Genomic DNA, 25,352 nt, shown 5'->3' with positions numbered 1-25,352 from the left:
CCATTGCCGCATAAGGGAGACTTTAAGGTGACACAGAATTTTGAATCCAGCACATCTGCCGCCGCAAAAGCCTCCGCTGCGGCGGGCGCCCAGGTTCTGATGCAAGACATGGAACAAGTGGCTGAACAATTGTTGGCGGTGCGCGAGCAGGTCAGCCGGGTCTTCTTTGGTCAGGATCAGGTCGTGGATCAGGTCCTCACCACTTTGTTGGCGGGCGGTCATGGGCTGTTGGTTGGTGTGCCAGGTTTGGGCAAGACATTGCTGGTCGAAACCTTAAGCAAGGTTTTGGGATTGCAATCGCGCCGCATTCAATTCACCCCGGATTTGATGCCTGCCGATATCCTGGGCTCCGAAGTGCTGGAAGAGGATGAGAAAGGCAAACGCAGTTTTCGCTTTCTGCCAGGCCCGATCTTTACGCAATTGCTGATGGGTGATGAAATCAATCGTGCCAGCCCTCGTACGCAGTCTGCGCTGTTGCAGGCGATGCAGGAAAATACGGTTACAGTCGCGGGTCATACGCACCATTTGCCGCGCCCGTTCCATGTGTTGGCGACGCAAAATCCGATTGAACAGGAAGGCACCTATCCCTTGCCTGAGGCACAGCTGGACCGCTTTTTGTGCCAGATTCAGATTCATTACCCGGATTTGTCATCGGAACGGGAAATTGTGCTGAAGACAACCGGGATCACGCTGGCCAGCGTGGAAGAAAAGTTAAGCGCCGATCAGTTATCCCATGCGCAATCTTTAACGCGCCAGGTACCGGTTGGGGAAGGCGTCGTGGATTCAATTTTGCGCTTGGTGCGCTCCGGTCGGCCAGAAACCACAGATCTGGATATCGTGCGGGAACGGGTGTCCTGGGGGCCGGGACCCCGCGCCAGTCAGGCCCTGATGCTTGCCTGTCGGGCACGCGCGCTGCTTCAGGGGCGGTTGGCGCCCTCCGGCGATGATGTCGTCGCCCTGGCCAAGCCTGTCCTGCGGCATCGCATGGCGCTGAATTTCGCCGCCCGCGCCGAAGGCCATGACATCGACACCACCATTGACGCCCTGGTTCAGGCGAGCGTCTGAGACGATGAACGCCACTCTTACCCCGACTATTCCAGTCACTGCCGCAGACCGCGTTGCGCGGGCTGAAGCAATTGGGGAAGGCCTGCCCCCGCTGTTGATTGCGGCAGAACGGGTGGCGGCCACGGTGGCGCAGGGAGTCCATGGCAGACGGCGCGTCGGCACCGGGGAAACGTTCTGGCAATACAGACCCTATGCCTCCCATGATTCCGCCCATTCCATTGATTGGCGTCGGTCCGCGCGGTCCGATGACCTGTATCTGCGCGAAACCGAATGGGAGGCGTCGCAAAGCGTTTGGCTGTGGGCGGATCACAGTGCGTCTATGCACTATAAATCCTCCACCAATCGATCAACAAAGGCGGCGCGGGCGGCATTGTTGCTGTTGGCCAGCAGCGCCGCCCTGTTGCGGGGTGGGGAGCGTTTGGGATTATTGGGCCTGGACAGGCGCGCCAGTGGGGGGCGGTTGAGCCTGCGCTCCATGGCGGAGCGCTTTTATGCGATGCCGGAAGATCACAGCGGCCTGCCGCCATCTGTCGATTTGCCGAAATACAGCCAGGGTCTTTTGTTCAGTGATTTTCTGGGGCCTGCAGCGGCCTGGGAAAAACGATTTGCGGAATTTGCCGAACAACGGGTTCGGGGCCTGGCCGTTCAGGTGCTGGACCCTGCGGAAGAAACGTTGCCGTTCGCCGGGCGTGCGCGCTTTCTGGGGATGGAGGATGAAGGCGAATTCATTGCAGAGAAAGTCGAGACACTGCGCCCATCCTATCAGAACAGGGTCCGCGCGCATCGTGATGCCATTCGACATGCTGCACGGGCTGCCGGATGGGATCTTTTGGTGCATCACACGGATCGGTCCCCGGAACAGGCCATGATGGCGATCTATATCGCGCTGTCCCATACCTTGAACGCAGGACGGAGGTAGCGGCACGGATGTTAAGTCTTGGTCCCTTGGCCTTCACCGTACCCTGGATGTTGCTGGGCGTCGCTATTCTGCCTGTATTATGGGTTCTGCTGCGATTGATGCCGCCGTCGCCAAAGCGCATTCGCTTCCCTGCGATCCGGCTGCTATTTGGATTGAAAGGGGAGGAAACAACGCCCAGAGCAGCCCCCTGGTGGATGACATTGTTGCGCCTTTCGATTGCGGCGCTGGTAATTGCGACGGCGGCGCGCCCGGTGCTGAACCCCGATTGGGATTTAACGGGCGAAGGGCCGATTATTCTGGTGATGGATGATGGCTGGGCGGCGGCACCTGAATGGCAAAATCGACTGGATCGGGCCGCAACCCTTCTGCAAACCGCTGATCGGGCCAATCGGCCTGTGCATTTGATTCTGGGCGCCCCCCCTGCGGATGGCAATCCTTTGGAACCGCATCGTTTGCTATCTGCCCATGATGCGCAGGAAGTGATCGCTGCCCTGACGCCAAAGCCATGGCCGGTGGACCGTCTGGCGATGACCAATGCGGTCGCGCTCCTGCAAGATCAGGATGTGCGGGGTGATGTGTTCTGGTTCTCCGACGGGTTGGAAACACAAGAGACCGAAGAATTCATCGATGCCATTTCGGCCTTGGGCCCGATGACGGTATTAACGCCTGATCTGTCTTTGGGGCCAATGGTGATAGACCCGCCCGCCCGGGGAGAAGCTGCGTTGGTGGTCACATTGCGGCGTCCGGCGGCGCAGGCGGCGGCAACCGTGGCTGTTCTGGCCTTTGGCGATGATGACCGCCCCCTGTTTCGGCAGGAGGCTGAATTTGCGGCTGGAGAAACCGAAACACAGGCAACGCTGACCCTGCCGGTTGAACTCAGAAACAGCATTGCGCGCCTAAGCCTTGAAGACCGGTCTGGCGTTGGGGCGACTGCCTTGCTGGATGAACGCTGGAGCCGCCGGCCGATTGGGATTATTGCAGATATCGGCAATCGGGAAGCCTTGCCGCTGTTGTCGGAAGTTTATTTTCTGGATCGCGCCTTGCGTCCGCTGGGGACAATTGATCGCGGGCCCCTGGGTATCTTGTTGAAGACCCCGCAATCCGTCCTGTTGTTACCGGATGAGACGGTGCTGGAAAGTGAAGACAGCGCGGCCCTGAATGACTGGATACAGACAGGCGGTATGTTAATCCGGTTTGCGGGCCAGCGGTTGGCTGCGGCCGTGGATGATCCACTGATCCCGGTGAAGTTGCGCAGTGGCGGTCGGCAATTGTCCGGGGCGATGGCGTGGAGCGAACCCGCCCGTATCGGCCGCATTAATCCGGATGGCCCGTTAGCGGGCATCTCAATTCCCAAGGATGTGACGATTTCACGGCAGGTTCTGGCCGAACCCTCGCTGGATCTGGATGGCAAGACCTGGCTGCGGCTGGCAGATGACACGCCTTTGGTGACAGCGGAAAAGCGCGGTCAGGGATGGCTGGTACTGGTTCATACAACCGCCAATACGGACTGGTCGAATATGGCCTTGTCCGGCCTGTTTGTCAGTATGCTGGAACGGCTCAGCAGTCTGGGACGGGGGGTTCATGATGCCGCCAGTGATCAAGGTCTGGCCCCGCCCTATCGTATGTTGGATGGGTTTGGTCGCCTGACGGATCCGCCAAATTCTGCACGGCCACTGAATGTTGAAGCATTGGATACAGTGCAGGTTTCCGCGACTACGCCGCCTGGATTCTATGGCAGCCAGGCAATTCGCGTGGCGGTCAATCTGGGGCCGCGCGTGACTGATCTGACCCCGCTGTCGACCCTGCCCCAAGGGGCTGTGAAACTGGGGTTTGAGAAAGAGGAAGAACAGGCATTGGCGCCCTATTTGTTATTGGCGGCGCTTATTCTGGTTTTCCTGGATACAGTGGTGACCGTGTTCCTTCGGGGCTTTGCATCCCTGCCTCGACGGGGCGGGGTGGCGACCGCCGCACTGATGGTTGGCCTAATCTGGATGGGTGCGCCCTATCCGGCCCCGGCACAGTCGGTCCCAAGCGGCGCGCTGAGCACGACCTTGGCCTATGTCATTACCGGAGATGCAGAGATTGATCGCGTCAGCGCGGCGGGTCTGCGCGGTTTAACGGAGATCTTGCGCCAACGCACGGCGGTGGAGGCCGGCGATCCGGTTGGTGTTGACATCAACCGCGACGAATTGTCGTTTTATCCGCTGTTGTATTGGCCGATTTCCGATGATCAACAGGGGATCACCGCGCCGACCGCCGATCGTATCAATCGCTTCATGGCAACGGGCGGAATGATCCTGTTCGATACCCGGAATGGGCAGGTATCCGGCGGCGGATTGACCGCCAGTTCCGATATGTTGCGGCGTTTGGCGCGCCAGTTAAACATACCCCAAATCGCGGCGGTTTCACCGGACCATGTGCTGACCCGCAGTTTCTATTTGTTGCAGGAGTTTCCCGGGCGTTGGGAAGGTGGGACGGTCTGGGTCGAAACCGGGGCGACGGCCAGCAATGATGGCGTATCGCCCGTTGTGGTCGGGGATGCCGATTGGGCATCGGCCTGGGCGATTGAAGAGTCTGGCCGACCGATGTTTGCCATTGGTGGCGAAGATGACCGTCGCCGTGAAATGGCCTATCGCTTTGGCGTTAATCTGGTGATGTACACATTGACCGGCAATTACAAGGCCGATCAGGTGCATATCCCGTCCATTCTGGAACGATTGGGGCAATAGGGATGATGACGGAATATTCCATCGCCTTTGCGCCCTATTTGCCGGTCTGGAGCCTGCTGATCCTGGCGGCTGTCGCCATCCTATTGTTCGGATGGTTGCTGGTCCGGCGGATGCCGGGAACCCTGTTTCGGGCGGGGCTGGCCGCGCTGTTGCTGTTGGGCCTTGCCAATCCGGCGCTGTTGCAGGAGCGCAGAGAGTTAAATCCCGATATCGCGCTGTTGATCGTCGATGAAACACCATCCCAAAGCGCCGTTGGGCGATTGGAAGAAACCCGCGCTGCTGCGGAAGAGGTCCAGGAACAATTGGCAAAATTCGCCCCCTCCTTGGAGGTCCGGCGTGTTGTGCTGAGGCATAACACCGTTCAGGACAGCGCGACGGGAACGCGGATTGTCGAAGCGACGCGCGACGCGCTGGCGGATGTGCCAGCACGGCGGTATGCCGGTGCAATCCTGATCACGGATGGACAAATTCATGACCCTCAGGAATTGGCCAGCCTGCCGCCGGGCCCGCTGCATGCCTTGATCGATGGCGCGCGCAACACGCCAGACCGTCGGCTGCAGATTGTAAAGGCGCCCAGTTTTGGGGTTGTGGATGAGCCGCTGGAACTGACCCTGCGGATTTCGGACCCAACCGTTGGTCCTGGAGAAACCATCCGACCAACCTTGCTGATCGACGGGGTGGGGCAGCGGATTGAGCGATTGCCCTTCAATCAGGATGTGACGGTTACCTTGTCGCTGGATCATCGCGGGGCATCCATCATCGAATTGAAAGTGCCGGAACTTCCCGGCGAGTTGTCGACGGTCAATAACAGCGCGGTTCTGTCGATTAATGGCGTGCGGGACCGGCTGCGGGTCTTGTTGGTCAGCGGTGAACCCCATCCAGGGGAGCGGACCTGGCGCAATCTGTTGAAATCTGATCCGTCGGTTGATCTGGTGCATTTCACGATCCTGCGCCCACCGGAAAAGCAGGATGGCACCCCGATTGATGAATTGTCGCTGATCGCCTTCCCCACACGGGAGCTGTTTGAAGTCAAATTGAATGATTTCGATTTGATCGTGTTTGACAGCTATCGACGGCGCGGCGTTCTGCCGACCCTTTATCTGGGCAATATTGTTGATTACGTGCGCAATGGCGGCGCATTATTGGATGCGGCAGGGCCTGGATTTGCGGGTCCGTTCAGCCTGTATCGCACGCCCCTGGGCGATATCCTGCCGCTGGAGCCACGCGGCGGGGTTTCAGAACAGACCTTCAAACCACAGGTGACGGAAAAAGGTTTGCGTCACCCGGTCACGGCAGGTCTGCCGGATGGACCGGATCAAAATGCCGCCTCTTCCGGTCCCAGTTGGGGGGATTGGTTGCGCCAGATCGATGTGACGCAACGATCCGGGGATGTCATCATGACAGGGATCGGGGATCAGCCCTTGATCACGCTGGACCGTGTCGGGGATGGTCGGGTGGCTCAGATCAGCAGCGACCAGATCTGGCTGTGGGCGCGGGGATATGATGGGGGTGGTCCCCATGCAGAACTGCTGCGCCGCCTGGCCCATTGGCTGATGAAAGAACCGGAACTGGAAGAAGAAGATCTGAAGGCCGTAGCCTCCGATGATCAGTTGGAAATTCGCATGCGCACACTGGAAGACTTGCGCCAGCCCCCGACGGCAAATGTTGTTCGCCCCGATGGCAGCACGGTGGATGTCCCCTTGAAACGGGTTTCAGAAGGGTTGTATGCCCAAGCCATCCCCTTGACGCAGAGCGGTTTGTTTGAAATTTCTCAAGGGGGGCGCACGGTGCGAACCGCTGCGGGGGCATTGAACTCGCTGGAATTTGCTGATCTGGTTGCAACTGATGCGATCCTGAAACAACCTGTGGCGGATAGTGGCGGGCGATTGCACTGGCTGGCGGATGGACCTGTCCCACAGGTTCGACGTGTCGCAAAAGGACGACCCACGGGCGGATCGGGTTGGATCGGGCTGGTAGAGAATAAGGATTACACCGTTGTGGGACTTGATTCCGTACCGATGATCCCGGGCTGGGTCTTGTTTTTGACCGCAGCTGGATTGATGGCGATGAGCTGGTACCGGGAAGCGCGCTAACAGGTTTTATGGACAAGCTGTGTTAGTTTATCCGGCCCGAGGTCTTAAAAAAATTCTGTTTACGGCTTGACGCAGCGCCCCGGCAAGATGACACTTTTTCTTCATTTACATGATGTTCCACTTTCTTTGTGAAAGAAGATGGCCCTGTTGTCGCCAAATAATGAGTCTCAGAAAAATCGCGGTACGTCCGCGACGTCCAAAGCCAGCGCGCGTGCCGCCTCGCAAGAGTCCGCAGGGGGCGGGTCCTATAAGGCGTTTGGGGCCGGTGCCCGTTCAGACTTTATGTTCAAGGATGGACTGACCTATCTCAATCATGGGGCCTATGGCGCAACCGCGCGCCCTGTGATGGATGCAGCCCAAGCCTTAAGGGAGAAGATTGAGAGTCAGCCGTCCAGCTTTATGACGTCCCAGCTTTCCCAGGAATTGCGGGCGTCCGCCCAGATACTGGGGTATTATGTCGGTGCTCAGGGAGAAGATATTGTCTTTCAGGACAATGCGACAACCGCGATCAATGCGGTGCTGCGGTCCCTGGTTCTGTTTCCTGGCGATGAGGTTCTGACCACCAGCCTGACCTATGGCGCGGTGATGCGGACATTGGAATTTGTCTGTGATCGGGCTGATGCGCGTTTGATCCCGGTGCATATTGATTATCCCATGATCGATGCTGAAACCGTCGTGGATACGATTGTGGCGGCAATATCGCCCCGCACCCGATTGCTGGTGATTGATCATGTGACATCGAAAACCGCCAGCATCCTGCCGATTGCTGAGATCGCAGCGGAATGTCGCGATCGTGGCATTCATATATTGGTGGATGGGGCCCATGCCCCGGCCATGCTGGACCTGAATATCGAATCTCTTGGCGTGACCTGGTATACGGGGAATTGCCACAAATGGATGGGGGCCCCGCGTGGGTCCGCTTTTTTATGGACCGTCGCAGAGCGCCAGGCCTATCTGCGCCCGACAACCATCAGCCATTTTATCGCAGATGGCTATGTTCCCGCCTTTGACTGGCCGGGGACCAAGGATTTTACCCCCTATCTGACGATTCCGGCCGCGCTGGAATATCGGTCGTTATATGGGGAGGACCAGATCCGATCCTATTGCAACAGATTGGCCTATGAGGCCGGGCAGCATGTGGCCAGGCAGTTGGGCACCCGCACCGGTATTCCCAAGAGCATGTCTGCGGCGATGATGACAGTGGCCCTGCCAGATGGATATGGACCGGCAAAGCAGGACAATGCCAATGCCCTGCGCGCCAGGATCCGACAGGATCATAATCTGGAAATCGATATCCAGGCTTTTGAACGCCGCCTATGGCTGCGCCTGTCCGCCTATATCTATAACGATATGGAAGACGCTGATCGATTGGTCCATGCCGTTAAGGCTGTGCGCGCTGCCTGATTAGGACCGGGTCAGGAATTACCAGCGAAAGGCCTCACTGAAGTAAGCGGGTATGGCATTGAACTGTGACCCCAGATTCACGACCGCATCGCCTGTCGGTGGGGTTGGCAGATCACCCCGGTGAATACCGCCCGTGATGAACAATCCATCTAGCCCGGCTGCATTGGCCCCTGCAATGTCATGGGCCAGAGAATCGCCAATCCCTAATCCAGGCCCGCTGACACCGGTGATTTCCCGAATACTGTGATAGGCATCCAGTCCAGGCTTGCCATGCCATTGAACGCGCCCGCCCATGCGCTCATACATCTCAGCTATGGCACCGGGACAAACCTTCAGGCTGCCATCGGGCTGAACACTGACGCGGTCCGGATTGGCGCAGGTCAGCGGCAGGTCTCGTTCCAGTGCGCGGGCCAGGATGGGCTGATAGTCTTCCAGGCTGCGGCGGTCTGTGCCCGCACACAGGATAAAGTCGGCCTGGTCAATATCGCCCACTTCTTCAAATCCCGTATCCTCAACAATGCCGCGATTTTCGTCCCAGGCGAACATCAGATAGCGGGGCCCAAGGGATGCATAGAAGGGTGTGTCGCGGGTCGATAGGCCGTGATGCACCTGTTCTCCCGATGTGATGGCCAGGTCGTAAAGTGACCGGTCAAATCCAAGGGCGCTCAGCCTTTTGTAACTTTCTGACACGCGCTTGCCAGAATTGGACAGTAACGTGACCGCAGCACCCGTTTCTTTCAGGCCGCGCAAGGCCTCTATGGCACCGGGCAGTGGTGTATGCCCGTCATGCAAAACGCCCCATTGATCGACGACGAACAGGGCGTATTTATCTGCGATATCGCGCAGGCCGAGGATTTGTTTTGGGCTCATGACTTGCCTATGCCCGCTGCGCCCGGACGGGTCAAGAGGCGGGTTAGGACCCAGATGGTTCCTTGCTTAATCTGGGTTCACCAAACAGATAGCCCTGGCCGAAATCAATATTGAAATCCAGCAGTTCCACCAGCGTCGCTTCGGTTTCGATGCGGTCGACGATCAGGTCGATGCCGCGCCGATCCAATTCCTGTTTCAGCGCGCGCAGTTCGGTTGCCGGACCACCGCCCTTTTGCAGGCGGGTCAGGACCGTTTCCGCCTCGACCTTGATATAGGCGAAATGCCGTTCCTCCAGTGCGTCCAGATCCAGGTCCAAATTTCGAACGCCATCTAAGGAAAAGCGATACCCCAGGCCGCCCAACCGGTCGAAATCGCTGCCCAATCCCTGGAAATTGGGGCCAATATCGGTCTGGGAGAATTCCAGAACCAGATTAGGGGCCAGTTCGGAATGGGATTCCATATACTGGATGAAATCCCTGAAGAATTCCCGATCTTTCAAAGTATGGGGCGCGATATTGCAGAAAAAGGCGGCGCTGAAATCCTTGCGCCGCAGCTTGCGCAACAGTTGCACACAGCGGAACAGCAACATGTTGTCGATGGCGGTCAACAGGCCCGCCGATTTCGCCACGGGGATATAGCGGTCCGGGCCGATCACCTCGCCATTGGCAGAACGGATACGGCTGAAGCATTCATAAAAGCGGCGCTTTCTTTGCGGCAGGCTGACAATGGGCTGTAAATAAAGATCAACGCGATCATCCCGCAGGGCATCGCGGATCGTGCCCAGCAGTGCGTCTTCACCGGTGTTGTTTTCACTGCGCTGTCCGGTGGTTGCTGCTGTGCCGCCATTGGTGACGACCCGCAACCCTCCGCGCAAGGCGCGCGCAAGTCCTCCCCCGGCCGCCACCCGGTCTTCTTCCTCATCAAAATCCTGATCCACCCTGTTTTGGGCAGGGGCGCGGCCTAACGTAGGCTCACGCGGGTCGCTTCGGCCCTGAAGGCGCGTCGAGTCTTCTGATAAGGAAGAAGAGGGTTTGTCACGACCGGAATATAATTGTTCGACAAGATTATGCAGCACGCGCACTTCTGAACTGGCCTCCCGCATGGATCGGTCAGATTCGGCCGCACGATCGCGGGTTGGGCGCGCGGGCTCTGCCCTGGCCCGGTTGGGGCGGCTGGCGGGGATGGCTTCGTCTTCTTCCGCCAGGGCCATACGCTCCAGCAGGGACCGCGCCTCCGTTTCCTCTTGCGACCGGTTCGGCTGGGGGGCGCGACGACGGGGACTGGCGGCATCCTGTTCCGCCCGCGCCGATGCGGTCAGGGAGTTCAGGGCGGCCAGCATCCGCTCCCCACCGCCATCTTCCACGGCTTCAAACAGGCGGCGGATTTCATTGCGGGCAACGGACATTTCTTCGCGGTCGCGGTCCAGGGCGCGTTTCAACAGCAACAGACGGCGCATCGCCTTTAAGGTATCCGTGCGGCGGGTGAAGGTTTCCTGCAACAAGGCGCAGCATAGGAAAAATGTCAGCCCCATCAAAAGGGACGTGACACCATCAACACCGGGAATCACACGATGGCCCAACACCGCCAAAGCAGAGGCCACGGTGACATAGCAAAAGAAGATCAGCATATGCCAAAATCGGCTCATGCGGGGTTCCCAAAAAGTGCTGCGGGTCAGACACGTCGCGATCCGGTCTGCCATTGTTACTATTCGCTGAACGATAGCAAAAATCTACAAGCAAAACACGCCCTTAGGCCATATCCGTGGGATCGGGGCGGGTTCTGTGTCTAAGATTATGAAATTATTACACTAATCTTTAAAGTCCGCGCCAATCGCCTGGGCGATCGTGGTAAATCCGTCCGCCCGCAGCAGGTCTGGCAGGGTCTGGGTGATTCGCCCGACCAATTCCGGGCCTGTATAGACCATTGCGGAATAAAGCTGGACCAGCGACGCGCCAGCCCGGATTTTGGCATAGGCATCTTCCGCGCTAGCCACGCCCCCGACGCCAATCAGGGGCACTTTTCCCTCCGTCAGGGCATAGACGCGCCGCAGCACTTGTGTTGACCGTTCAAACAGCGGCGCACCGCTCAGCCCACCAATCTGTCCCTTCTGGGAATCCCGCAATGTGTCTGGTCGGGTGGTCGTGGTGTTGGATATAATCAGGCCGGCCACATCCGGATCCTGCCCGACCGCTGAGATTGCGCGCAGATCCGCCTCCTCCAGATCGGGGGCGATTTTAACCAGAATGGGCGGGACGTCACCCACTGAGGCGGCGGCGTCCCTTACGGCGGCAACCAGCACCCGAAGCTGATCGGGGGATTGCAGTGCCCGCAGGCCTGGCGTGTTGGGAGACGACACATTGATTGTCAGGTAATCCGCATAGGGGGCCAGACGTGTTGCGCAGGCTGCGTAATCTGCGGCGGCATCCTCGCTGTCTTTGTTCTTACCGATATTGACCCCAACCGGTCCGGACAGATTTTGCGTCCGTGCCGCCGCCAATCGTGTTGCGGCCCGGTCTGCACCGGCGTTGTTAAACCCCATACGATTGATGACCGCCATGTCCTGGGTCAGGCGGAACAGGCGCGGCTTTGGATTGCCGCCCTGTGGTCGGGGCGTCACCGTGCCAATTTCCACGAACCCGAAACCCAGCGCCAAACAGGCCCGCACGGCTTCTGCGTCTTTATCAAACCCGGCTGCCAGACCAATCGGCGTGGCGAATTTTAATCCAAAGACCTCGTTTGCCAAACAGGGGTCCGGGGTGGTCGTCAGTTTGGGCCCCAATCCACAGGCCAGGGCGCGCACGGTCAATCGATGCGCGCGTTCAGGATCCAGTCGATGCAGCAGCGGCAGAACGAAATCAGTCAACGCCATTTTCGGACCCTAATTCTGGAAACTGATGAATGCCATCAGCATTCAGGGAAAGCGGTGTTGCCTGTTTTACCGCTGACAGCGGGATATCCCCATAAACATGCGGAAACAGTTTCCCGCCGCGCGATTCCTCCCAAACTAGGCGGGCATCCAGTTGGGCCTCGTCCACATGCAGCAGAACAAGATCGGTTTCGCCAGCACGGTGACGGCGGGCGCTTTCTTCAATCTGGCTGGCGGTGGACAGATGCAGGAATCCATCGGCGCGATCTGCTGGATTTCCCGTATAAATCCCGGTGCTTTGCGCCACCGTCCAGGCATCAAGTTTGGCGAGATGATATATCATGGTGATCGGAGAATATGGCGCGGCTCGCACCAGCGCAACCAAATGAGGGGTCACGAAACAGATTTTTAGACATATCATGTTCTTTTTTTTATGAAGTTTATAAATTTTATCTTGACTTGTTCTCTTTAGTCATTAGATTGGTCTTTGGGAGCGGGCCACAAGTGCGCCTAAATCGCACCGGCCCATCGGACCCCCGTTTGCTGCGGGGACAATCCAGTCACTTCCCAGCCGTCAGCAAATACTTTTCGTTCAGGGGTCCGTGTTTATCGGATAACTGTTCCCGAAGGATCGTCAGGTCTCCCTAAGGCATCGGCGCGTGCGTGTGGCTTCAAATGGCCAATCGGTACCGCTCAGGATCGCGTTAGAAACACTGGCGGCACGGGGATGGCCCATACCGGCCCCTTTTCTCTCAGATATGAAACAGAGTTGACCCGGCCTGGCCGTTTGGTCCCGCGCAAAACTGCGCCTGGGCCGAGCGATAACCGCTGGACGTCACACTCATTTGGCAACACCGCGCCCGGCCCGTCACGCATTGGGTTGGGATATCGCGAAACCGAAAGGAAAGATGACATGTCCACAACTGTGGAAACCTCATTCTCCCGGCACTTTCAGATCGAAGTGCATTTGGCCTATCAGCGCATGGGGTCAAAATTGCGGAATACCGTGCGCACCAAGAATGACATCAAGGGCTCTTCCACGACATTCCAGAAGGTTGGCAAGGGCACCGCATCCACCAAGGCCCGTCATGGCAAAGTACCGGTGATGAACATCGACCATACACCGGTCGAAATCGCCTTGCAGGATTACTATGCCGGTGACTGGGTGGATGCCCTGGATGAAATCAAGATGGCCCATGATGAACGATCCGTCGTCACCAATGCCGGGGCCTATGCCCTGGGTCGGAAAACGGATGATCTGATCATCGATGCCATGGAAACCGTAACCTCGGCCCAGGACTCTCAGGACGGCACGACCGGCCTGACCAAAGCCAAAGTGCTGGAAGCGTTTGAAATGCTGGGGGGCCAGGATGTCCCGGATGATGGTCAACGGGTCGCCATTATCGGCTGGAAGCAATGGAGCGATCTTCTGGATATCGAAGAATTCTCCAACGCGGATTATGTCGGCGATGAAGACCTGCCCTGGAAAGGGACCCAGGCGAAACGCTGGCTGGGGACCTTGTGGATGCCGCATTCGGGCCTCGTGCTGTCTGGCGGCGTGCGCAATGGGTATTGGTATCACAAAACCGCCATCGGTCATGCCATTGGCAAGGATGTGAAATCCGACATCACCTGGCATGGCGACCGGGCAGCCCACTTCATCAACCACATGATGAGCCAGGGTGCTGGTGTCATCGACGCGACGGGCATTGTGCGCCTGCCGTGCCTTGAATCGTAAGCCGGAAGGAGACCGATAAAATGGCATATAAATCTCGTGACTTGAGCGTTATCGCTTACGCCAACGGCTTCACCCTTTGGCACTATACGACGACCGACGCGGCCGCCAGTGTCGATACGGCAGGATACTTCAACGAAGCAGCGGACATGCTGCGCGTTGGGGACATGATCCTGGCCAATACCGATACCGATGGCACGTTAAGCTCCGGCATTCTGCATGTATCGTCGAATACCGGAACTGTCGTGGATGTCGATGATCTGACCGCGATCGGTTCTGCTGATACGGACTGATCGACATCCGATCCTGACCTTTGTTCAACAAACTCACGTGGCCGCCTGGACTCTCCGGGCGGCCACTTTTTCTAGGAGAGCTCTTATGGCCTTAAGCAGTATTCAATTATCCAGCCGTGCGCTGATCAAGATTGGCGCGACACCGATTTCCGGCTTCGAAGATGGCACAGCAGAAAGCCTGGTTGCCGCCACGCTGTATCCCTCAACACGCGATGCCATGTTGTCGGCCCATCCCTGGAGCTTTGCCACCGCACAGCGGGTTCTGCCGCGATTGGTGGGCGTTCCGGCAGCGGATTATGACTATGCCTATCAATTGCCGTCCGACTTTCTGCGCGCCCTGTCTGCGGGGGAGGCGGGCTATGGGCGTGGTCTGGACTACCGCATTGTGGAGCGGCGTCTGCATACGAATGCGGCGTCAGTGACATTGACTTATATCTTTCGGCCCAACGAGTCCGCCTTTCCTCCCTTCTTCGATCAGGCCCTGATCGCGCGTTTGGCGGCGGAGTTCTGTTTGCCCATCACGGAAAGCACAACCCGGTCTGAGGCCCTGCAACGGCTGGCGGATGATCAGTTTCGTCAGGCACGGCTGATTGATGCCCAGCAGGATGTTCCACCCCGGTTCGAAGATTACACATTGGTAGGAGTGCGCGGATAATGGCACGGATCAAAACCATTCAAACAAACTTCACCGCCGGTGAGATTTCCATCGGTCTTGTCGGGCGGGGCGATCTGACAGCCTACAGCAATGGGGCCGCCACGCTGCGCAATGTTAAAATTGCCCCAACAGGGGGTGTCGCACGTCGGCGGGGCTTGCGTCACATTGCCCTGACGGAGGGTTCGGGTCGGCTGGTCCCGTTCGAATTTAATACTGAACAGGTGTATTTGCTGGTATTCACGCACTTGCAGGTGCGGGTTTATGCCAATGACATTCTTGTCGTGACGCTGGAATCGCCCTGGACGGAGGATCAGTTGAAGCATCTGGCCTGGACACAAAGCGCAGATACCCTGTTGCTTGTCCATCCGGATGTGCCCCCAAAGCGGTTGACGCGAAAGGGTGCGGAACTGTGGTCGATCACCGATTGGAAATTCTTTGAAAAGGACGATCGGCGCTTCCAACCCTATTACAAGTTTGCCGATGAGGATGTCACACTGACGCCCAGTGCGACGACGGGATCGATTACCCTGACCGCGTCGGATGATGTCTTTGAGGCAGACCATGTCGGTGTGCGATTCCGGGTGTCTGATAAAGAGATTGAGATTACCGCCGTGACTTCCGCCACCGTTGCAACAGCCAGCGTGAAGGAGGCTCTTGCGGGAACAGACGCCGTGAAGGATTGGGAGGAAGCATCCTTTTCCGCCGTGCGAGGCTATCCTGTCTCTGTTTGCTTTCATCAGGACCGATTGGTCATTGGTGGCAGTCGTGATCTGACCAATCGGTTGTGGCTGTCGAAATCGGCAGATCTGTTCAACTTCGACCTGGGAGAGGCGGAGGATGATGAGTCTATCGAATTTGCCATCCTGTCGGATCAGGTGAATGCGATCCGGGCGGTTTTCTCCGGCCGTCACTTGCAGGTCTTTACATCCGGTGCGGAATGGATGGTGACCGGGGATCCATTGACCCCTTCTGCGATCCAGTTGAAACGACAGACCCGCATTGGTTCGCTGGCGAACCGGACAATCCTGCCGCGTGATGTGGATGGTGCAACCTTGTTTGTATCGCGTAGTGGCACTGAGTTGCGGGAATTTCTGTTTGCGGATGTTGAACAGGCTTACCAGTCCAACGACCTGGCCGTGTTGTCGGATAAGATGATGCGCAACCCCGTGGATCAGGATTTCAACAAGGCGGATCGCATCCTCTATCTGGTCAATGGTGATGGCACGCTGGCCTGCGTGACCGTCTTTCGGCAGGAGAAGGTCACGGCCTGGTCCATGATGCAAACCGATGGAACTTTCCATGCGGTCGCAGTGGTCGGATCGAATGTTTACCTGATGGTGCATCGCGGGGAAACCTACCGAATAGAGCGGTTTGATGATGCCCTTCTGACCGATGCGGCGATGACGGATCAGGTTGCCGATGATGAGGATGGAAAGACGGTCTGGTCTGGTCTGGATCATTTGAATGACAGGACCGTTGATGTCGTGGCCGATGGCATTGTTCGGGATCAAGCGACGGTGATCGATGGGGCAATCACCCTGGCCCAGCCCGCCAGATCGGTTCAGATCGGTTTACCCTACACCCATATCATCGAGCCTTTACCAGCCTATCAGCCCTCTGGGACCGGTGTGACGCAAGGCAGCGCCACGCGATTGGTTCGGGCTACCTTCCGGTTGCTGGAAACAGCGGCCCTGACAGTGGATACGGGCCAGGGCTTGCGCCCCTTGCCCTTTAAGACCTTCGGACCTGGTGCGTTGGATTCCCCAATCACACCGTTGACCGGAGATAAGACCGTGCGCGCCCTGGGATGGACCCGGGGAGAGCCGGTGCCTTTGTGGCGGATCGAACAATCTGATCCGCTGCCCTGTACCGTTCTGTCGGTTCTCAATGAGATATCGTCGAACGGATAGAGCATCATGCGGTCGCATGAGCTCAAACATACATAGCATCATGCGGTCGCATGAGCTGAAACATGCAGAGCATCATGCGGTCGCATGAGCTCAAACATACACAGCATCATGCGATCGCATGAGCTGAAACATGCAGAGCATCATGCGGTCGCATGAGCTCAAGCATTTAGAGCATCGTTGTTTTTTCAGCAAATACGTCATCGTAGACAAGTCCGTTTGCGCAGGCGTTGCTCTAATCAACCACCATAGAAGGAGAAGTACAATGGGAGCAGCAGCACCCGTCATCGGTGTCGTTATGTCCGCAATCAGCGTGGCACAGACCCAGGCCCAAATGAGTCAGCAGAAGAAAGCGGTAAAGGCTCAGACGGCTCAAACCGCTTTGGCGCGGCAACAGGACCTTGATCAAAGAACCCTGGAACAGCGTTTGAAAGAAAAACAGTTGGAGCGGGAACGTCGATCCGCTGTGGCCAGCTCCAGGGCGCGATTGGGCTCATCTGGGGTTGGCTCAACAAGCGGTTCGGGCGCCGCTGTGATCAGCGGTTTGAACAAGAACTACAACGAGGCCCTGGCCGACAGCCGCAAGGGGTATGACATGACCGTCAGTGGTTTGAATTTGCTGAATGATACCGGCAGCGGCGGCGGTGGCGGCGCGGCGCAGGGACTTGAACTCGCCAAAGGCCTGATTGGCATTGGCACTCAGGTCGCGGGCATTCTTGAAAAGTAACTCACACTCGAAGGAACAAAACACAATGACTGATATACTTATCAATGACCTGCGTCCGCGCGTTCAATATGTGCAGGCAGAAGGTGAATTGGGCACGTCTGTATTCGACTATCCATTCCCCATTCTTAGTGACGGGGATTTGCGCGTGGCCGTCGATGACGTGATCCTGGATTCTTCCGCCTATACGATTACGGGGACTGGACAGGAACAGGGGGGGACGATTGTCTTTGGCCAGAGCCCCAGTGGCGGTGCACGGATTTCAATCTGGCGGGATATGCCGTTTCAACGCACCACTGACTTTTCGCCGGGGGCCGATCTGCGTGCGGCAGTACTAAATGACGAACTGGATCGCACAGCCCTGTTGTTGCAGCAGGCGGAGGCGCTGGTCGGAGATTCCATTCACCGCTTGCCGTATGACGTTGACAGTGACTTGGTTCTTCCCCTGGCACGGGATCGAGCGGGCATGTTTCTGAGCTTTGATGTCGATGGGCGCCCTGTGACAAAAGTGCCGGATTCCATGGGGGCCACAGCACAATTCGCCCTTATCTATCTGGGGTCTTATGCAACCGCGCAAGCGCCGACACAGCGGTTGAACGGCTCGCCCCTGCAACAAGGCGACTTGTTCTTCGATACCGATGAACAATCAATGCAGGTGTATAGTCAGTCGGGCTGGGTCTCCACTTTCGTAGGCGATGACATTTACATGCCTCGGGATGGTGCCGTGGCGATGACCGGGTCTTTGGACATGGACGGCAATGCGATTGTTGATCCCGATACGGTTGATGGTCGAGACATCGCGGCGGATGGCGTGGCACTGGACTTGATCAACGATACGGCCTTGCCGGAGATTCGGAACCAGTTGAATGCCCTTGAGGAGACTCAGTTTCGGCTCCTTTGGTCTTCGGCTATCGAAAATGGCGTCAATGAGTATCAGTTGATCAACACCTATATCGATGACTTCTCGGACGAAAGTGGCATCGAAGACGGTGCGCTGGCGGGATCAGGGTACAGTTATAACCCGATTGATGGTTCCTATAACTGTCGGTCCCCCGGGGCTAGCGTGTCCAGTGGTATCAATGCTGTATCACCAATCGGAAACTACGCCAATTCACCATTGGTTACGACAGATGGCAATTTAAGCGCATATTGGCAAGGCACCGCCACAAGCTTCACATCCGGGTTTTATGTTCAATATGATCTGGGTGCGATCAAGCCGGTTACCCGGTTTCTTGTCTATGTGCTGGCGAACCAGACGATGATGGCCAATATGCGCGTTCTCGGCTGTAGAACGAATGCCTTTGGTGCGGATACAGTGGTCCTTGGGGAAGGGTCCTTTGTAAACAGCACCGGATGGCAGCATGTCGATATTGCCGGAACGGTCCGATACGTGCGCATCGTCAGTCCCGATGGATCTCGAACCACAAATGCTAACACTTATATTCCGGTCATAACAGAAATCCAGATTTTGGGCGCTGTCATTAATGATATGACAATCGTCTCTAGCCCGATCACGGTGGAAAATGACCCCTTGGAAGGACGGGTTCTGGTGGAGCTTGAACTCTACGGGGAGCCAGAAATCAATACGGATTTTGTGCTGTCGGTCAGTCGGGATGACGGCACAACCTGGACGGCTGTATCTGCGACTGTATTGCAGACATGGGCCAGTACCGGGCGCACCCTTGTAGCGGGCACGGTTGATCTGTCATCGCAGCCCAGTGGAACATCCATACGCTTGAAGCTGGACTGCCAGAATGATGCAGATGTTGTTCTCCATCGCTGGGGTTTCCAATGCGATCAAGCCTTGCTTGAAGCTTAATTTGAAAGGAACAAAAATGCCAACGATCACAAAGATTGCAAAACTGACCAGCCCCTTGCGACAGATCCGCTTTGAGGCGGAACGCCGGATAACCAAGGGCATATTTGTCAACGGCAGCCCGTTTCGGTGTGACGAGGTCTCGTCCCAGCGCGTGGGTGAAATTGTTCAGGCGTTTGCGGATGAGCTGATTGATGAGGACGGGGTGCGTTTTGCCACGGCGGCCGGTGTCTTGATGACACTGACCAGCGAGGCACAGGCCCGTCTGATCTTTGATGCCATGCGACACTATCGCCAGGCCTGCCTTGCGGTCTCTGCGCAATTGCAGACAGACCCACCGACTGTCATCTCAGATGATGCGCATTGGCCCGTACCAGAAAGCGTCACTGTGTAATCTGCCGCGTAACATATCTGCTTTTTGCGAAAGCCCTGCCCCTGTGGCGGGGCTTTCGCGTTTCTGCACTCAACAAAGAAGGTACTTAAAATGGTCGATAAGAAAGCCACTGCCCGCCGCCCGCAATCCCGTACACCACGCACCCGTCGCCCACAGTCCAACACAATGCGGAAACGGTTGATGAAAAAGCTTCCAGCGATGCTGGATGCCGCCATCGCCGCCTATCAACAGATTGCCCTGAATGGGCCTGCAGAAGATCCGAAATCCTTTGCTGCCGCCCATACGGGGGCTAAGGCCGCCCTGGCCCATATCGAACAGATCATCAAACTGGCAGAAGCCGCCGCCACCCAGGATGAAGCGCAGGAAAAGGATTTGGATGGGGTCGCGACATTGATTAGCGCCGCCCGAACGGCACTCGCTCATGATGAGGAGGACGAAGACAGTTCTGACTCCGCCATCCCGTCTGACACGGAACAGGGGGGCACAGCATGACAGCCTGTAGCTTTCTGGAGTTCCTGTGGATATGGAACGAAATACAGGGTCAGAAAACGCCGGTCCTGCATCGACGCATCTGTCGCTGGTTGAACGCCCGAGTGAATGCCGGGGCAAGCAGTCAGGATCGGCACCTGATCCTGCTGGCGTTCCGGGCGGCCGGGAAGTCCACGATTGTCGGCCTTTTCTGTGCCTGGAAACTGTATTGCGATCCGAACCTGCGCATTCTGGTTCTGGCGGCAGAGCAGGACCTGGCCAGTCGCATGGTGCGCAATGTGAAACGCCTGATCGAACGCCATCCGCTGACCCAGGGGCTGAAGCCCGATCAGTTGGATCAATGGGCGTCTGATCGTTTCACGGTGCAGCGGCTAAAGGAACTGCGTGATCCCTCCATGTTGGCGCGGGGCATCGGGGCGAACCTGACCGGCAGTCGGGCGGACCTGATCATTTGTGATGATGTCGAAGTGCCTAATACCTGTGATACCGCTCCCAAGCGCGCGGACCTGCGGGCCCGGCTCAGCGAGGCGGATTACATTCTGGTACCGGGCGGCATGCAGCTTTATGTCGGTACGCCACATAGTTACTACACAATCTATGCAAAAGAGGCGCGGTCAGAAATTGGCGAGGCTCAACCATTTCTGGCGGGGTACAAGCGCCTGGAAGTCCCGATTCTGAAAGCAGACGGCACGTCCGCCTGGCCGGATCGCTATAGCCGGGAGGAGATCCAGGCGCTGCGGCTGCGCCAGGGGGAGGGAAAGTTTCAAAGTCAGATGATGCTCAAGCCCATGAACATCGTGGGCAGTCGCTTGGACCCGGACCGCATGAAACTGTATCAGGCCAGGTTGGATCTGGTGGAGCGAAACGGGGAGGCAATGCTGATGCTGGACGGGGTGCGGATGATCTCCGCCACTGCCTGGTGGGACCCGGCCTATGGGGGGACGGGAACCGGGGATTCCTCCGTCGTGGCCTGTGTTTTTACAGGCGAAGACGGGATCTATCGACTGCATCGCATTCAGTATCTGACCACCGATCCCGCTTTGCATTTGGACGAGGCGCGTCAGCAATGTCGGGCGGTCGCGCGGTTTGCCAGACGGAATTTTCTGCCCTCTGTCACGATTGAGACCAATGGGATCGGCAAATTTCTGCCCAGCCTGCTGCGCCGGGAAATGGCTGTGTTGCATACCGCCTGTGCGGTGCAGGAGCGCCATTCAACCAGGGCCAAGGATACCCGCATTCTAGAAGCTTTTGATGCGGTTCTGGCGGCTGGTCAGATCGCCTGTCACCGTAGCGTTTGGGATACGCCTTTTCCGATGGAAATGCGGGAATGGCAGGCGGGCGGTCTCAGCAAAGGGCACGATGACGGGCTGGATGCGGTGGCGGGGTGCCTGTCAATGGAACCTGTGCGCCTGCCCAGGTCCAGCACCCATTACGGTCGCCAATCCTGGCAGGGGGGTGGTGGCAGTGTCATCGCCGATGCTGATTTCAGCGTCTGACAATATCTAAAACATAAATTGTGTAAAATAAGGAGAAATGAAATGACGGGCACGTCCATTGACGTGATCTGGTGGATCACTGTTGTCGAAATTCCGGCGCTGACCGGACTGTGGTGGCTGATGTGGCGCACACGGCGCGATCAGGACATTGCGTTAGAGCGCCACCGCCAACGGTTGGATACGGCTGTTGCTCAGCTTCGGGAAGCGCTTTCCGCCTATAAATTGGAAGTCGCCAAAAGCTATGCCTCAACCTCTCAACTGAAAGATCTGGAGGGGCGGCTGACCGATCACCTGCTGCGCATCGAAGCAAAGCTGGATTCCCAAAAACCCTCTGCAAGACATATGACAAGGAGAGAGTCATGACTCTGTTGAATCTACCTTTGGATATGGAGGCGGAAGAAACCGCCATTGATATCCTGGCCCGCACCCTGTGGGGCGAAGCCCGGGCTGAATCCGTCCGCATCAAGGAAGCGATTGCGGCCGTCGTTCTGAACCGCGTTTGTCTGGCGAAACAGCGATTTGGCAAGGATTGGTGGGGCACCACGGTGGTGGAAGCCTGCCTGGCCAGTGGGCAATTTCCCTGCTGGCGCCTGACGCCTGAGTATCGCGCCAGCTTGATGCAGGTCCCAGACACGGACCCGGATCTCGCCGTCTGTCGCCGCATTGCAGCGCGGGCGGTGCGGGGCGCGCTGGTCGATCCGACCTATGGCGCAACGCATTACCGACGGCCCAGAGAACATCCGCTATGGGCGGAACGGCGCAAGCCTAAGGCCCGGATCGGGTCATTCAAATTCTATCAAATCCTATCGTGAAAGGAGCATCATTATGCTGCCAATGTTACTTGCTCAAATCGGCCTGCCCTTGCTGGTAAAGGCCGTCGGGGGAGCCTTGTCCAATTCCTCCAACTCTGTCGCGAAAGCAGCGGGAGACGCACTGGGCCAGGTTGATACTGAAATCGCCACGGGTCGCCTGGATGGCGACCAGTTGAAAGAAGCCAATCGCCATCTGGAAGCCCTTGCCACGCTGGAGGCCAATACCGACCAGACCTGGCTGCAACAGGTCAACCAGACCATCCGGGCGGAGAGTGTCAGCGACGACGCCTATGTCCGCCGCATGCGCCCGACCTTTGGCTATATCATGGCCTTCACCTGGGCCGCCCAGATGGGGGCAATTGCCTATACCGTGGTCGCCGACCCGCAACAGGCCGCCCCGGTCATCGCCGCCGTCGCGTCACTGGGGACGATCTGGACCGTGGGCCTCTCGGTATTGGGTATTTATGTCTACCGCCGGTCTGGCGAGAAACAGCGCGTGCTGGAGGCTCAGGGTGGCCTGCCAGCCAATCAAAATACAGGAGTTTTGCAAAATCTGCTGCAAAGCCTGATCAAATCAAAATCCAAGGAGATGTAAGATGGGATCCTCAGAAGGGGCGCCAACGCCCAAATCCGTCAACAGCAATGCCGCCGGGGCCGGGCCAAGTTTTGGCATGGGGTGGAATGCCCCTGCGGCCACAGGGCCGTCAATTCAAATGCCTAAAGTGCAGGCACCAACTGTCCAAACGCCCAAGACTTCACCGTCCCCTGGTGCGCTGTCCTCTGGTTCGCTGTCCGGTGTGCCGTCTGGTGTGCTATCTGGGCCCGTTCCAGGGTTGGAAAACAGGGGGCTTAACCCGACGACAGGCTATCAACCCTATACGCCCCGCTCGATTTCTGTCGGGGGCGAAGGTGCGGCCCGGATCAGGGCAGAGGCTGGAACGACTATTGGGACAAAGCATGAAAATCAGCCCGCCCTTCCGAAGCCATCGACCCTAATCCCGGAACGGGACAACGGGTCCCAGCCGACAGACCAACCCAAACGCTGGACCGCTCCTTCCGAAAAGAGCCAGCCGACAGTGTCACCAAAGGAGCCTGTGCTGAACCCCTATGGGTATAGTGCGCGTCCTGAGGAAACCGGGCGATCTGTGGACAAGGTTGCCCATAAGCCCCTGGATCAGGCGCATCGACCGGTATCTGGGGCAATCCGTTCCACAGCGACACCGCGCCCGGCGCGCTCCGCAGAGGACCAGGCGGTGCTGCAACGGGAGGCCGATGCCGTGGCCAGGGTCGCCCGCTATGATGATTACTACGATCACGCCCGCCGCGCCTTGCAGGACGGTGGAGAGGCGGCCATTCCAGAATTGCGGGAAATTGCCCGCCTGCACAGCCTGGCTGTTGGCAAAAGCGATCCACAGGCAGCCCGACAGTTTGATGCGGGCATCAATCGGGAAATTGCTGCCTATCGGGCGCAAGCCGCTGAGCAACAGGCGAGTGTGGGGGCGAATGCGGGGGCGAATGCGGGGGCAAATGATGGGGAAAAGGGGGGACTGGAGTCTAGCCAGGCCAAGATCGGCCTTGGTGATCCGGGGGCGTATAATCCTGCGCGCTATCAAAAGCGGAAGGATGAAGATTACCCCACCGCCCAGGCCCGCATCGCCAGAGCCATCGCCCAGGATCAGGAAGCCGCTGAGAAGCGCCGCTTTGCCGAAGGGTCGGAAACCTATGCCGCGGCCAAAGAAAAAGCCGGGGTCACCATCACGCGCGCGCCAGACGCCGAGCCCGTACTGGACTTTGGGGACGGGGTGCGTCTGGAAGGCCTGGACACAACTGGCACCAAACGCCTGGCAGAAGCCATGGCCCAAGACCCGGCGATTGCAGACGATATCCGCAAGGTACTTTCCGGTGATCTGAGTGTCGAAGATATAGAAGGTCGCCTGGCTGAATTAGGGGCGTTCGATAAGACGTCGCTTGGGCCGCGCCGTCGGAGCCGTAATCAGGGAGCCATTGATCGGGAACTTGCCCTGCTGGACGTTGTCGAAGGGCAGGCATCAGGGGCCAGCAAGGCTGATATGGCCGAAACTCTGGTCAATGCTTACGCGCCGGATCGCGAGGAGGACCTGGCGCTGGCGCGGGACCTGTTGTTGGACATGCTGCCCATCATCGGGGAGGTCCGCTCCGCCCAGGATGCCGTGACTGATTTCACCGCCATGACCCAGGCAATTGAGGCGGGCAATTGGAAATTGGCCGATCAGAACGGTCTGTTTGCCGTATTGGCCGTTGCGGGGGCCGTGCCAGGCGTCGGGAAAGTCGCCAAACTCGCCCGCACCGCCCTGGTTCGCGGCCTGCGCACCACCGCAGGCGGCCGAAAACTGGTTGCGGGCGTGCGCCTTGCAAAGTTTGAACGTCAGTTTCCCAAGAAGTTCAAATCCTTCGATACCAAGGAGCTGATTCAGGGAATACCTGAGGCGGATCAGAAGGCAGTCCAACTTCTGTTAAATATGTCCATGGGGGACGCGACTGAAAGGGAGGTGGTGCAAGCGATGAAAGAGGCAGGGTTTCATGTCTATGATGACTATGGTGCGAGAGCTGTCGGCAAAATTGATAAGACTGCCAAACGAAGTCGTATATATGATGCTTCAACGCCTGAGGGGGTTGATAATCTGTTTGGTCTGGTTTGGCGACCTGATAGAGATAAGCTTGGAACCGCGTATGAGGTTAAGTCAGGCAGCGCGAAATTGGATGTTGCTCAAAGGAAAAACGATGGACCAATTCCTCTTGAGATGCCAACGGCAAGGCCGCATGATGCAAAAGAGTACACACTCCATTCGGTTAAATATCTGAGAGTTCGACTAGATCAGATCAGTCCACGTCATCTTGAATTGGCTATACAGAAAAGACTGGATACAGCCGTTCGGAATGGGAAATTATCTCCGTATAGTTCGGAAATAATTCTTAAGCGTGCAATGGCATATCAAGCTCAAAGCAGTGAAAGGAACCCAATTCCTGTTATTGGTCTTGCAGCAATGATCAGAGGCGCAATATCCGCTGAAACTTTAGAGTAGTATTGGTTGTGCGCGGTTGGTGC

At 57.5% G+C, this 25,352-nt stretch carries 22 protein-coding genes; 18 read left to right on the top strand and 4 right to left on the bottom strand.

The features are described from left to right. Positions 1-99: 99 nt before the first annotated feature. From ACOSDM_RS14160 to ACOSDM_RS14140, 5 genes are all read left to right on the top strand, one after another. On the top strand, positions 100-1,065 hold the full coding sequence (locus ACOSDM_RS14160) for an AAA family ATPase (RefSeq protein WP_420725256.1): 966 nt from the start codon (positions 100-102) through the stop codon (positions 1,063-1,065). 4 nt (positions 1,066-1,069) lie between these two features. Continuing rightward, on the top strand, positions 1,070-1,984 hold the full coding sequence (locus ACOSDM_RS14155; RefSeq protein WP_420725186.1) for a DUF58 domain-containing protein: 915 nt from the start codon (positions 1,070-1,072) through the stop codon (positions 1,982-1,984). Between the two features lie 8 nt (positions 1,985-1,992). Then, positions 1,993-4,713, top strand: a complete 2,721-nt coding sequence (locus ACOSDM_RS14150; RefSeq protein WP_420725185.1) for a DUF4159 domain-containing protein — start codon at positions 1,993-1,995, stop codon at positions 4,711-4,713. Between the two features lie 2 nt (positions 4,714-4,715). Beyond that, positions 4,716-6,806, top strand: coding sequence for a hypothetical protein (locus tag ACOSDM_RS14145; RefSeq protein WP_420725184.1), 2,091 nt, complete (start codon positions 4,716-4,718; stop codon positions 6,804-6,806). Between the two features lie 138 nt (positions 6,807-6,944). Further along, positions 6,945-8,210 carry an aminotransferase class V-fold PLP-dependent enzyme gene (locus ACOSDM_RS14140; protein WP_420725183.1) on the top strand — a complete coding sequence of 422 codons (1,266 nt, stop codon included), beginning with the start codon at positions 6,945-6,947 and terminating at the stop codon, positions 8,208-8,210. A gap of 18 nt (positions 8,211-8,228) precedes the next feature. Here the strand turns inward: ACOSDM_RS14140 and ACOSDM_RS14135 are convergent, their stop codons facing one another. The 4 genes from ACOSDM_RS14135 to ACOSDM_RS14120 form a co-directional block, all read right to left on the bottom strand. Further along, positions 8,229-9,080, bottom strand: a complete 852-nt coding sequence (locus tag ACOSDM_RS14135) for a TIGR01459 family HAD-type hydrolase (protein WP_420725182.1) — start codon at positions 9,078-9,080, stop codon at positions 8,229-8,231. Positions 9,081-9,123: 43 nt separating this feature from the next. Beyond that, a complete protein-coding gene (locus ACOSDM_RS14130) occupies positions 9,124-10,725 on the bottom strand; it encodes an EAL domain-containing protein (RefSeq protein ID WP_420725181.1) in 1,602 nt (533 codons plus the stop codon). 162 nt (positions 10,726-10,887) lie between these two features. Beyond that, the gene (locus tag ACOSDM_RS14125) at positions 10,888-11,949 is read right to left on the bottom strand and encodes a quinone-dependent dihydroorotate dehydrogenase (protein WP_420725180.1); all 1,062 of its coding nucleotides are present in this window, start codon (positions 11,947-11,949) and stop codon (positions 10,888-10,890) included. Continuing rightward, on the bottom strand, positions 11,936-12,343 hold the full coding sequence (locus ACOSDM_RS14120) for a DUF952 domain-containing protein (protein ID WP_420725179.1): 408 nt from the start codon (positions 12,341-12,343) through the stop codon (positions 11,936-11,938). Before ACOSDM_RS14120 ends, ACOSDM_RS14125 begins: the two co-directional genes overlap by 14 nt. A 516-nt stretch (positions 12,344-12,859) precedes the next feature. Here ACOSDM_RS14120 and ACOSDM_RS14115 point away from each other — a divergent pair. From ACOSDM_RS14115 to ACOSDM_RS14055, 13 genes are all read left to right on the top strand, one after another. Then, positions 12,860-13,684 (top strand): phage capsid protein, encoded by an 825-nt coding sequence (locus ACOSDM_RS14115; RefSeq protein WP_420725178.1) that lies wholly within the window; start codon positions 12,860-12,862, stop codon positions 13,682-13,684. Positions 13,685-13,704: 20 nt separating this feature from the next. Beyond that, complete coding sequence (locus ACOSDM_RS14110) at positions 13,705-13,974, top strand: hypothetical protein (protein WP_420725177.1); 270 nt, start codon at positions 13,705-13,707, stop codon at positions 13,972-13,974. Positions 13,975-14,059: 85 nt separating this feature from the next. After that, positions 14,060-14,629 carry a hypothetical protein gene (locus ACOSDM_RS14105; protein WP_420725176.1) on the top strand — a complete coding sequence of 190 codons (570 nt, stop codon included), beginning with the start codon at positions 14,060-14,062 and terminating at the stop codon, positions 14,627-14,629. Then, complete coding sequence (locus ACOSDM_RS14100; RefSeq protein WP_420725175.1) at positions 14,629-16,539, top strand: hypothetical protein; 1,911 nt, start codon at positions 14,629-14,631, stop codon at positions 16,537-16,539. Before ACOSDM_RS14105 ends, ACOSDM_RS14100 begins: the two co-directional genes overlap by 1 nt. Before the next feature lie 262 nt (positions 16,540-16,801). Beyond that, a complete protein-coding gene (locus ACOSDM_RS14095) occupies positions 16,802-17,263 on the top strand; it encodes a hypothetical protein (protein WP_420725174.1) in 462 nt (153 codons plus the stop codon). 25 nt (positions 17,264-17,288) lie between these two features. After that, positions 17,289-19,079, top strand: coding sequence for a hypothetical protein (locus ACOSDM_RS14090; RefSeq protein ID WP_420725173.1), 1,791 nt, complete (start codon positions 17,289-17,291; stop codon positions 19,077-19,079). A 16-nt stretch (positions 19,080-19,095) separates the two neighbouring features. Next, positions 19,096-19,470 carry a hypothetical protein gene (locus tag ACOSDM_RS14085; protein ID WP_420725172.1) on the top strand — a complete coding sequence of 125 codons (375 nt, stop codon included), beginning with the start codon at positions 19,096-19,098 and terminating at the stop codon, positions 19,468-19,470. 90 nt (positions 19,471-19,560) lie between these two features. Further along, positions 19,561-19,962 carry a hypothetical protein gene (locus ACOSDM_RS14080; protein ID WP_420725171.1) on the top strand — a complete coding sequence of 134 codons (402 nt, stop codon included), beginning with the start codon at positions 19,561-19,563 and terminating at the stop codon, positions 19,960-19,962. Continuing rightward, a complete protein-coding gene (gene terL, locus ACOSDM_RS14075) occupies positions 19,959-21,455 on the top strand; it encodes a phage terminase large subunit (protein WP_420725170.1) in 1,497 nt (498 codons plus the stop codon). The genes ACOSDM_RS14080 and terL overlap by 4 nt, the downstream gene beginning before the upstream one ends. Positions 21,456-21,497: 42 nt before the next feature. Beyond that, complete coding sequence (locus ACOSDM_RS14070; protein ID WP_420725169.1) at positions 21,498-21,818, top strand: hypothetical protein; 321 nt, start codon at positions 21,498-21,500, stop codon at positions 21,816-21,818. Further along, on the top strand, positions 21,815-22,267 hold the full coding sequence (locus ACOSDM_RS14065; RefSeq protein WP_420725168.1) for a cell wall hydrolase: 453 nt from the start codon (positions 21,815-21,817) through the stop codon (positions 22,265-22,267). Before ACOSDM_RS14070 ends, ACOSDM_RS14065 begins: the two co-directional genes overlap by 4 nt. Positions 22,268-22,280: 13 nt before the next feature. Further along, the gene (locus ACOSDM_RS14060; RefSeq protein WP_420725167.1) at positions 22,281-22,862 is read left to right on the top strand and encodes a 3TM-type holin; all 582 of its coding nucleotides are present in this window, start codon (positions 22,281-22,283) and stop codon (positions 22,860-22,862) included. Between the two features lies 1 nt (position 22,863). After that, positions 22,864-25,329 carry a hypothetical protein gene (locus ACOSDM_RS14055; RefSeq protein WP_420725166.1) on the top strand — a complete coding sequence of 822 codons (2,466 nt, stop codon included), beginning with the start codon at positions 22,864-22,866 and terminating at the stop codon, positions 25,327-25,329. The last annotated feature ends 23 nt before the right edge of the window (positions 25,330-25,352 follow it).

This window comes from Hwanghaeella sp. LZ110, assembly GCF_048892525.1.
In the GTDB taxonomy this organism is placed as follows: domain Bacteria; phylum Pseudomonadota; class Alphaproteobacteria; order UBA8366; family Aestuariispiraceae; genus Pacificispira.
Note: the sequence above shows the minus strand (reverse complement) of the source record. Positions and strands in the feature narration are given on the sequence as shown.

Bases quoted from the DNA above. Each gene is read 5' to 3' on its own strand.
- ACOSDM_RS14160 (WP_420725256.1), top strand. From the start codon at position 100: ATGCAAGACATGGAACAAGTGGCTGAACAATTGTTGGCGGTGCGCGAG.
- ACOSDM_RS14155 (WP_420725186.1), top strand. From the start codon at position 1,070: ATGAACGCCACTCTTACCCCGACTATTCCAGTCACTGCCGCAGACCGC.
- ACOSDM_RS14150 (WP_420725185.1), top strand. From the start codon at position 1,993: ATGTTAAGTCTTGGTCCCTTGGCCTTCACCGTACCCTGGATGTTGCTG.
- ACOSDM_RS14145 (WP_420725184.1), top strand. From the start codon at position 4,716: ATGATGACGGAATATTCCATCGCCTTTGCGCCCTATTTGCCGGTCTGG.
- ACOSDM_RS14140 (WP_420725183.1), top strand. From the start codon at position 6,945: ATGGCCCTGTTGTCGCCAAATAATGAGTCTCAGAAAAATCGCGGTACG.
- ACOSDM_RS14135 (WP_420725182.1), bottom strand. From the start codon at position 9,080: ATGAGCCCAAAACAAATCCTCGGCCTGCGCGATATCGCAGATAAATAC.
- ACOSDM_RS14130 (WP_420725181.1), bottom strand. From the start codon at position 10,725: ATGAGCCGATTTTGGCATATGCTGATCTTCTTTTGCTATGTCACCGTG.
- ACOSDM_RS14125 (WP_420725180.1), bottom strand. From the start codon at position 11,949: ATGGCGTTGACTGATTTCGTTCTGCCGCTGCTGCATCGACTGGATCCT.
- ACOSDM_RS14115 (WP_420725178.1), top strand. From the start codon at position 12,860: ATGTCCACAACTGTGGAAACCTCATTCTCCCGGCACTTTCAGATCGAA.
- ACOSDM_RS14110 (WP_420725177.1), top strand. From the start codon at position 13,705: ATGGCATATAAATCTCGTGACTTGAGCGTTATCGCTTACGCCAACGGC.
- ACOSDM_RS14105 (WP_420725176.1), top strand. From the start codon at position 14,060: ATGGCCTTAAGCAGTATTCAATTATCCAGCCGTGCGCTGATCAAGATT.
- ACOSDM_RS14100 (WP_420725175.1), top strand. From the start codon at position 14,629: ATGGCACGGATCAAAACCATTCAAACAAACTTCACCGCCGGTGAGATT.
- ACOSDM_RS14095 (WP_420725174.1), top strand. From the start codon at position 16,802: ATGGGAGCAGCAGCACCCGTCATCGGTGTCGTTATGTCCGCAATCAGC.
- ACOSDM_RS14090 (WP_420725173.1), top strand. From the start codon at position 17,289: ATGACTGATATACTTATCAATGACCTGCGTCCGCGCGTTCAATATGTG.
- ACOSDM_RS14085 (WP_420725172.1), top strand. From the start codon at position 19,096: ATGCCAACGATCACAAAGATTGCAAAACTGACCAGCCCCTTGCGACAG.
- ACOSDM_RS14080 (WP_420725171.1), top strand. From the start codon at position 19,561: ATGGTCGATAAGAAAGCCACTGCCCGCCGCCCGCAATCCCGTACACCA.
- terL (WP_420725170.1), top strand. From the start codon at position 19,959: ATGACAGCCTGTAGCTTTCTGGAGTTCCTGTGGATATGGAACGAAATA.
- ACOSDM_RS14070 (WP_420725169.1), top strand. From the start codon at position 21,498: ATGACGGGCACGTCCATTGACGTGATCTGGTGGATCACTGTTGTCGAA.
- ACOSDM_RS14065 (WP_420725168.1), top strand. From the start codon at position 21,815: ATGACTCTGTTGAATCTACCTTTGGATATGGAGGCGGAAGAAACCGCC.
- ACOSDM_RS14060 (WP_420725167.1), top strand. From the start codon at position 22,281: ATGCTGCCAATGTTACTTGCTCAAATCGGCCTGCCCTTGCTGGTAAAG.
- ACOSDM_RS14055 (WP_420725166.1), top strand. From the start codon at position 22,864: ATGGGATCCTCAGAAGGGGCGCCAACGCCCAAATCCGTCAACAGCAAT.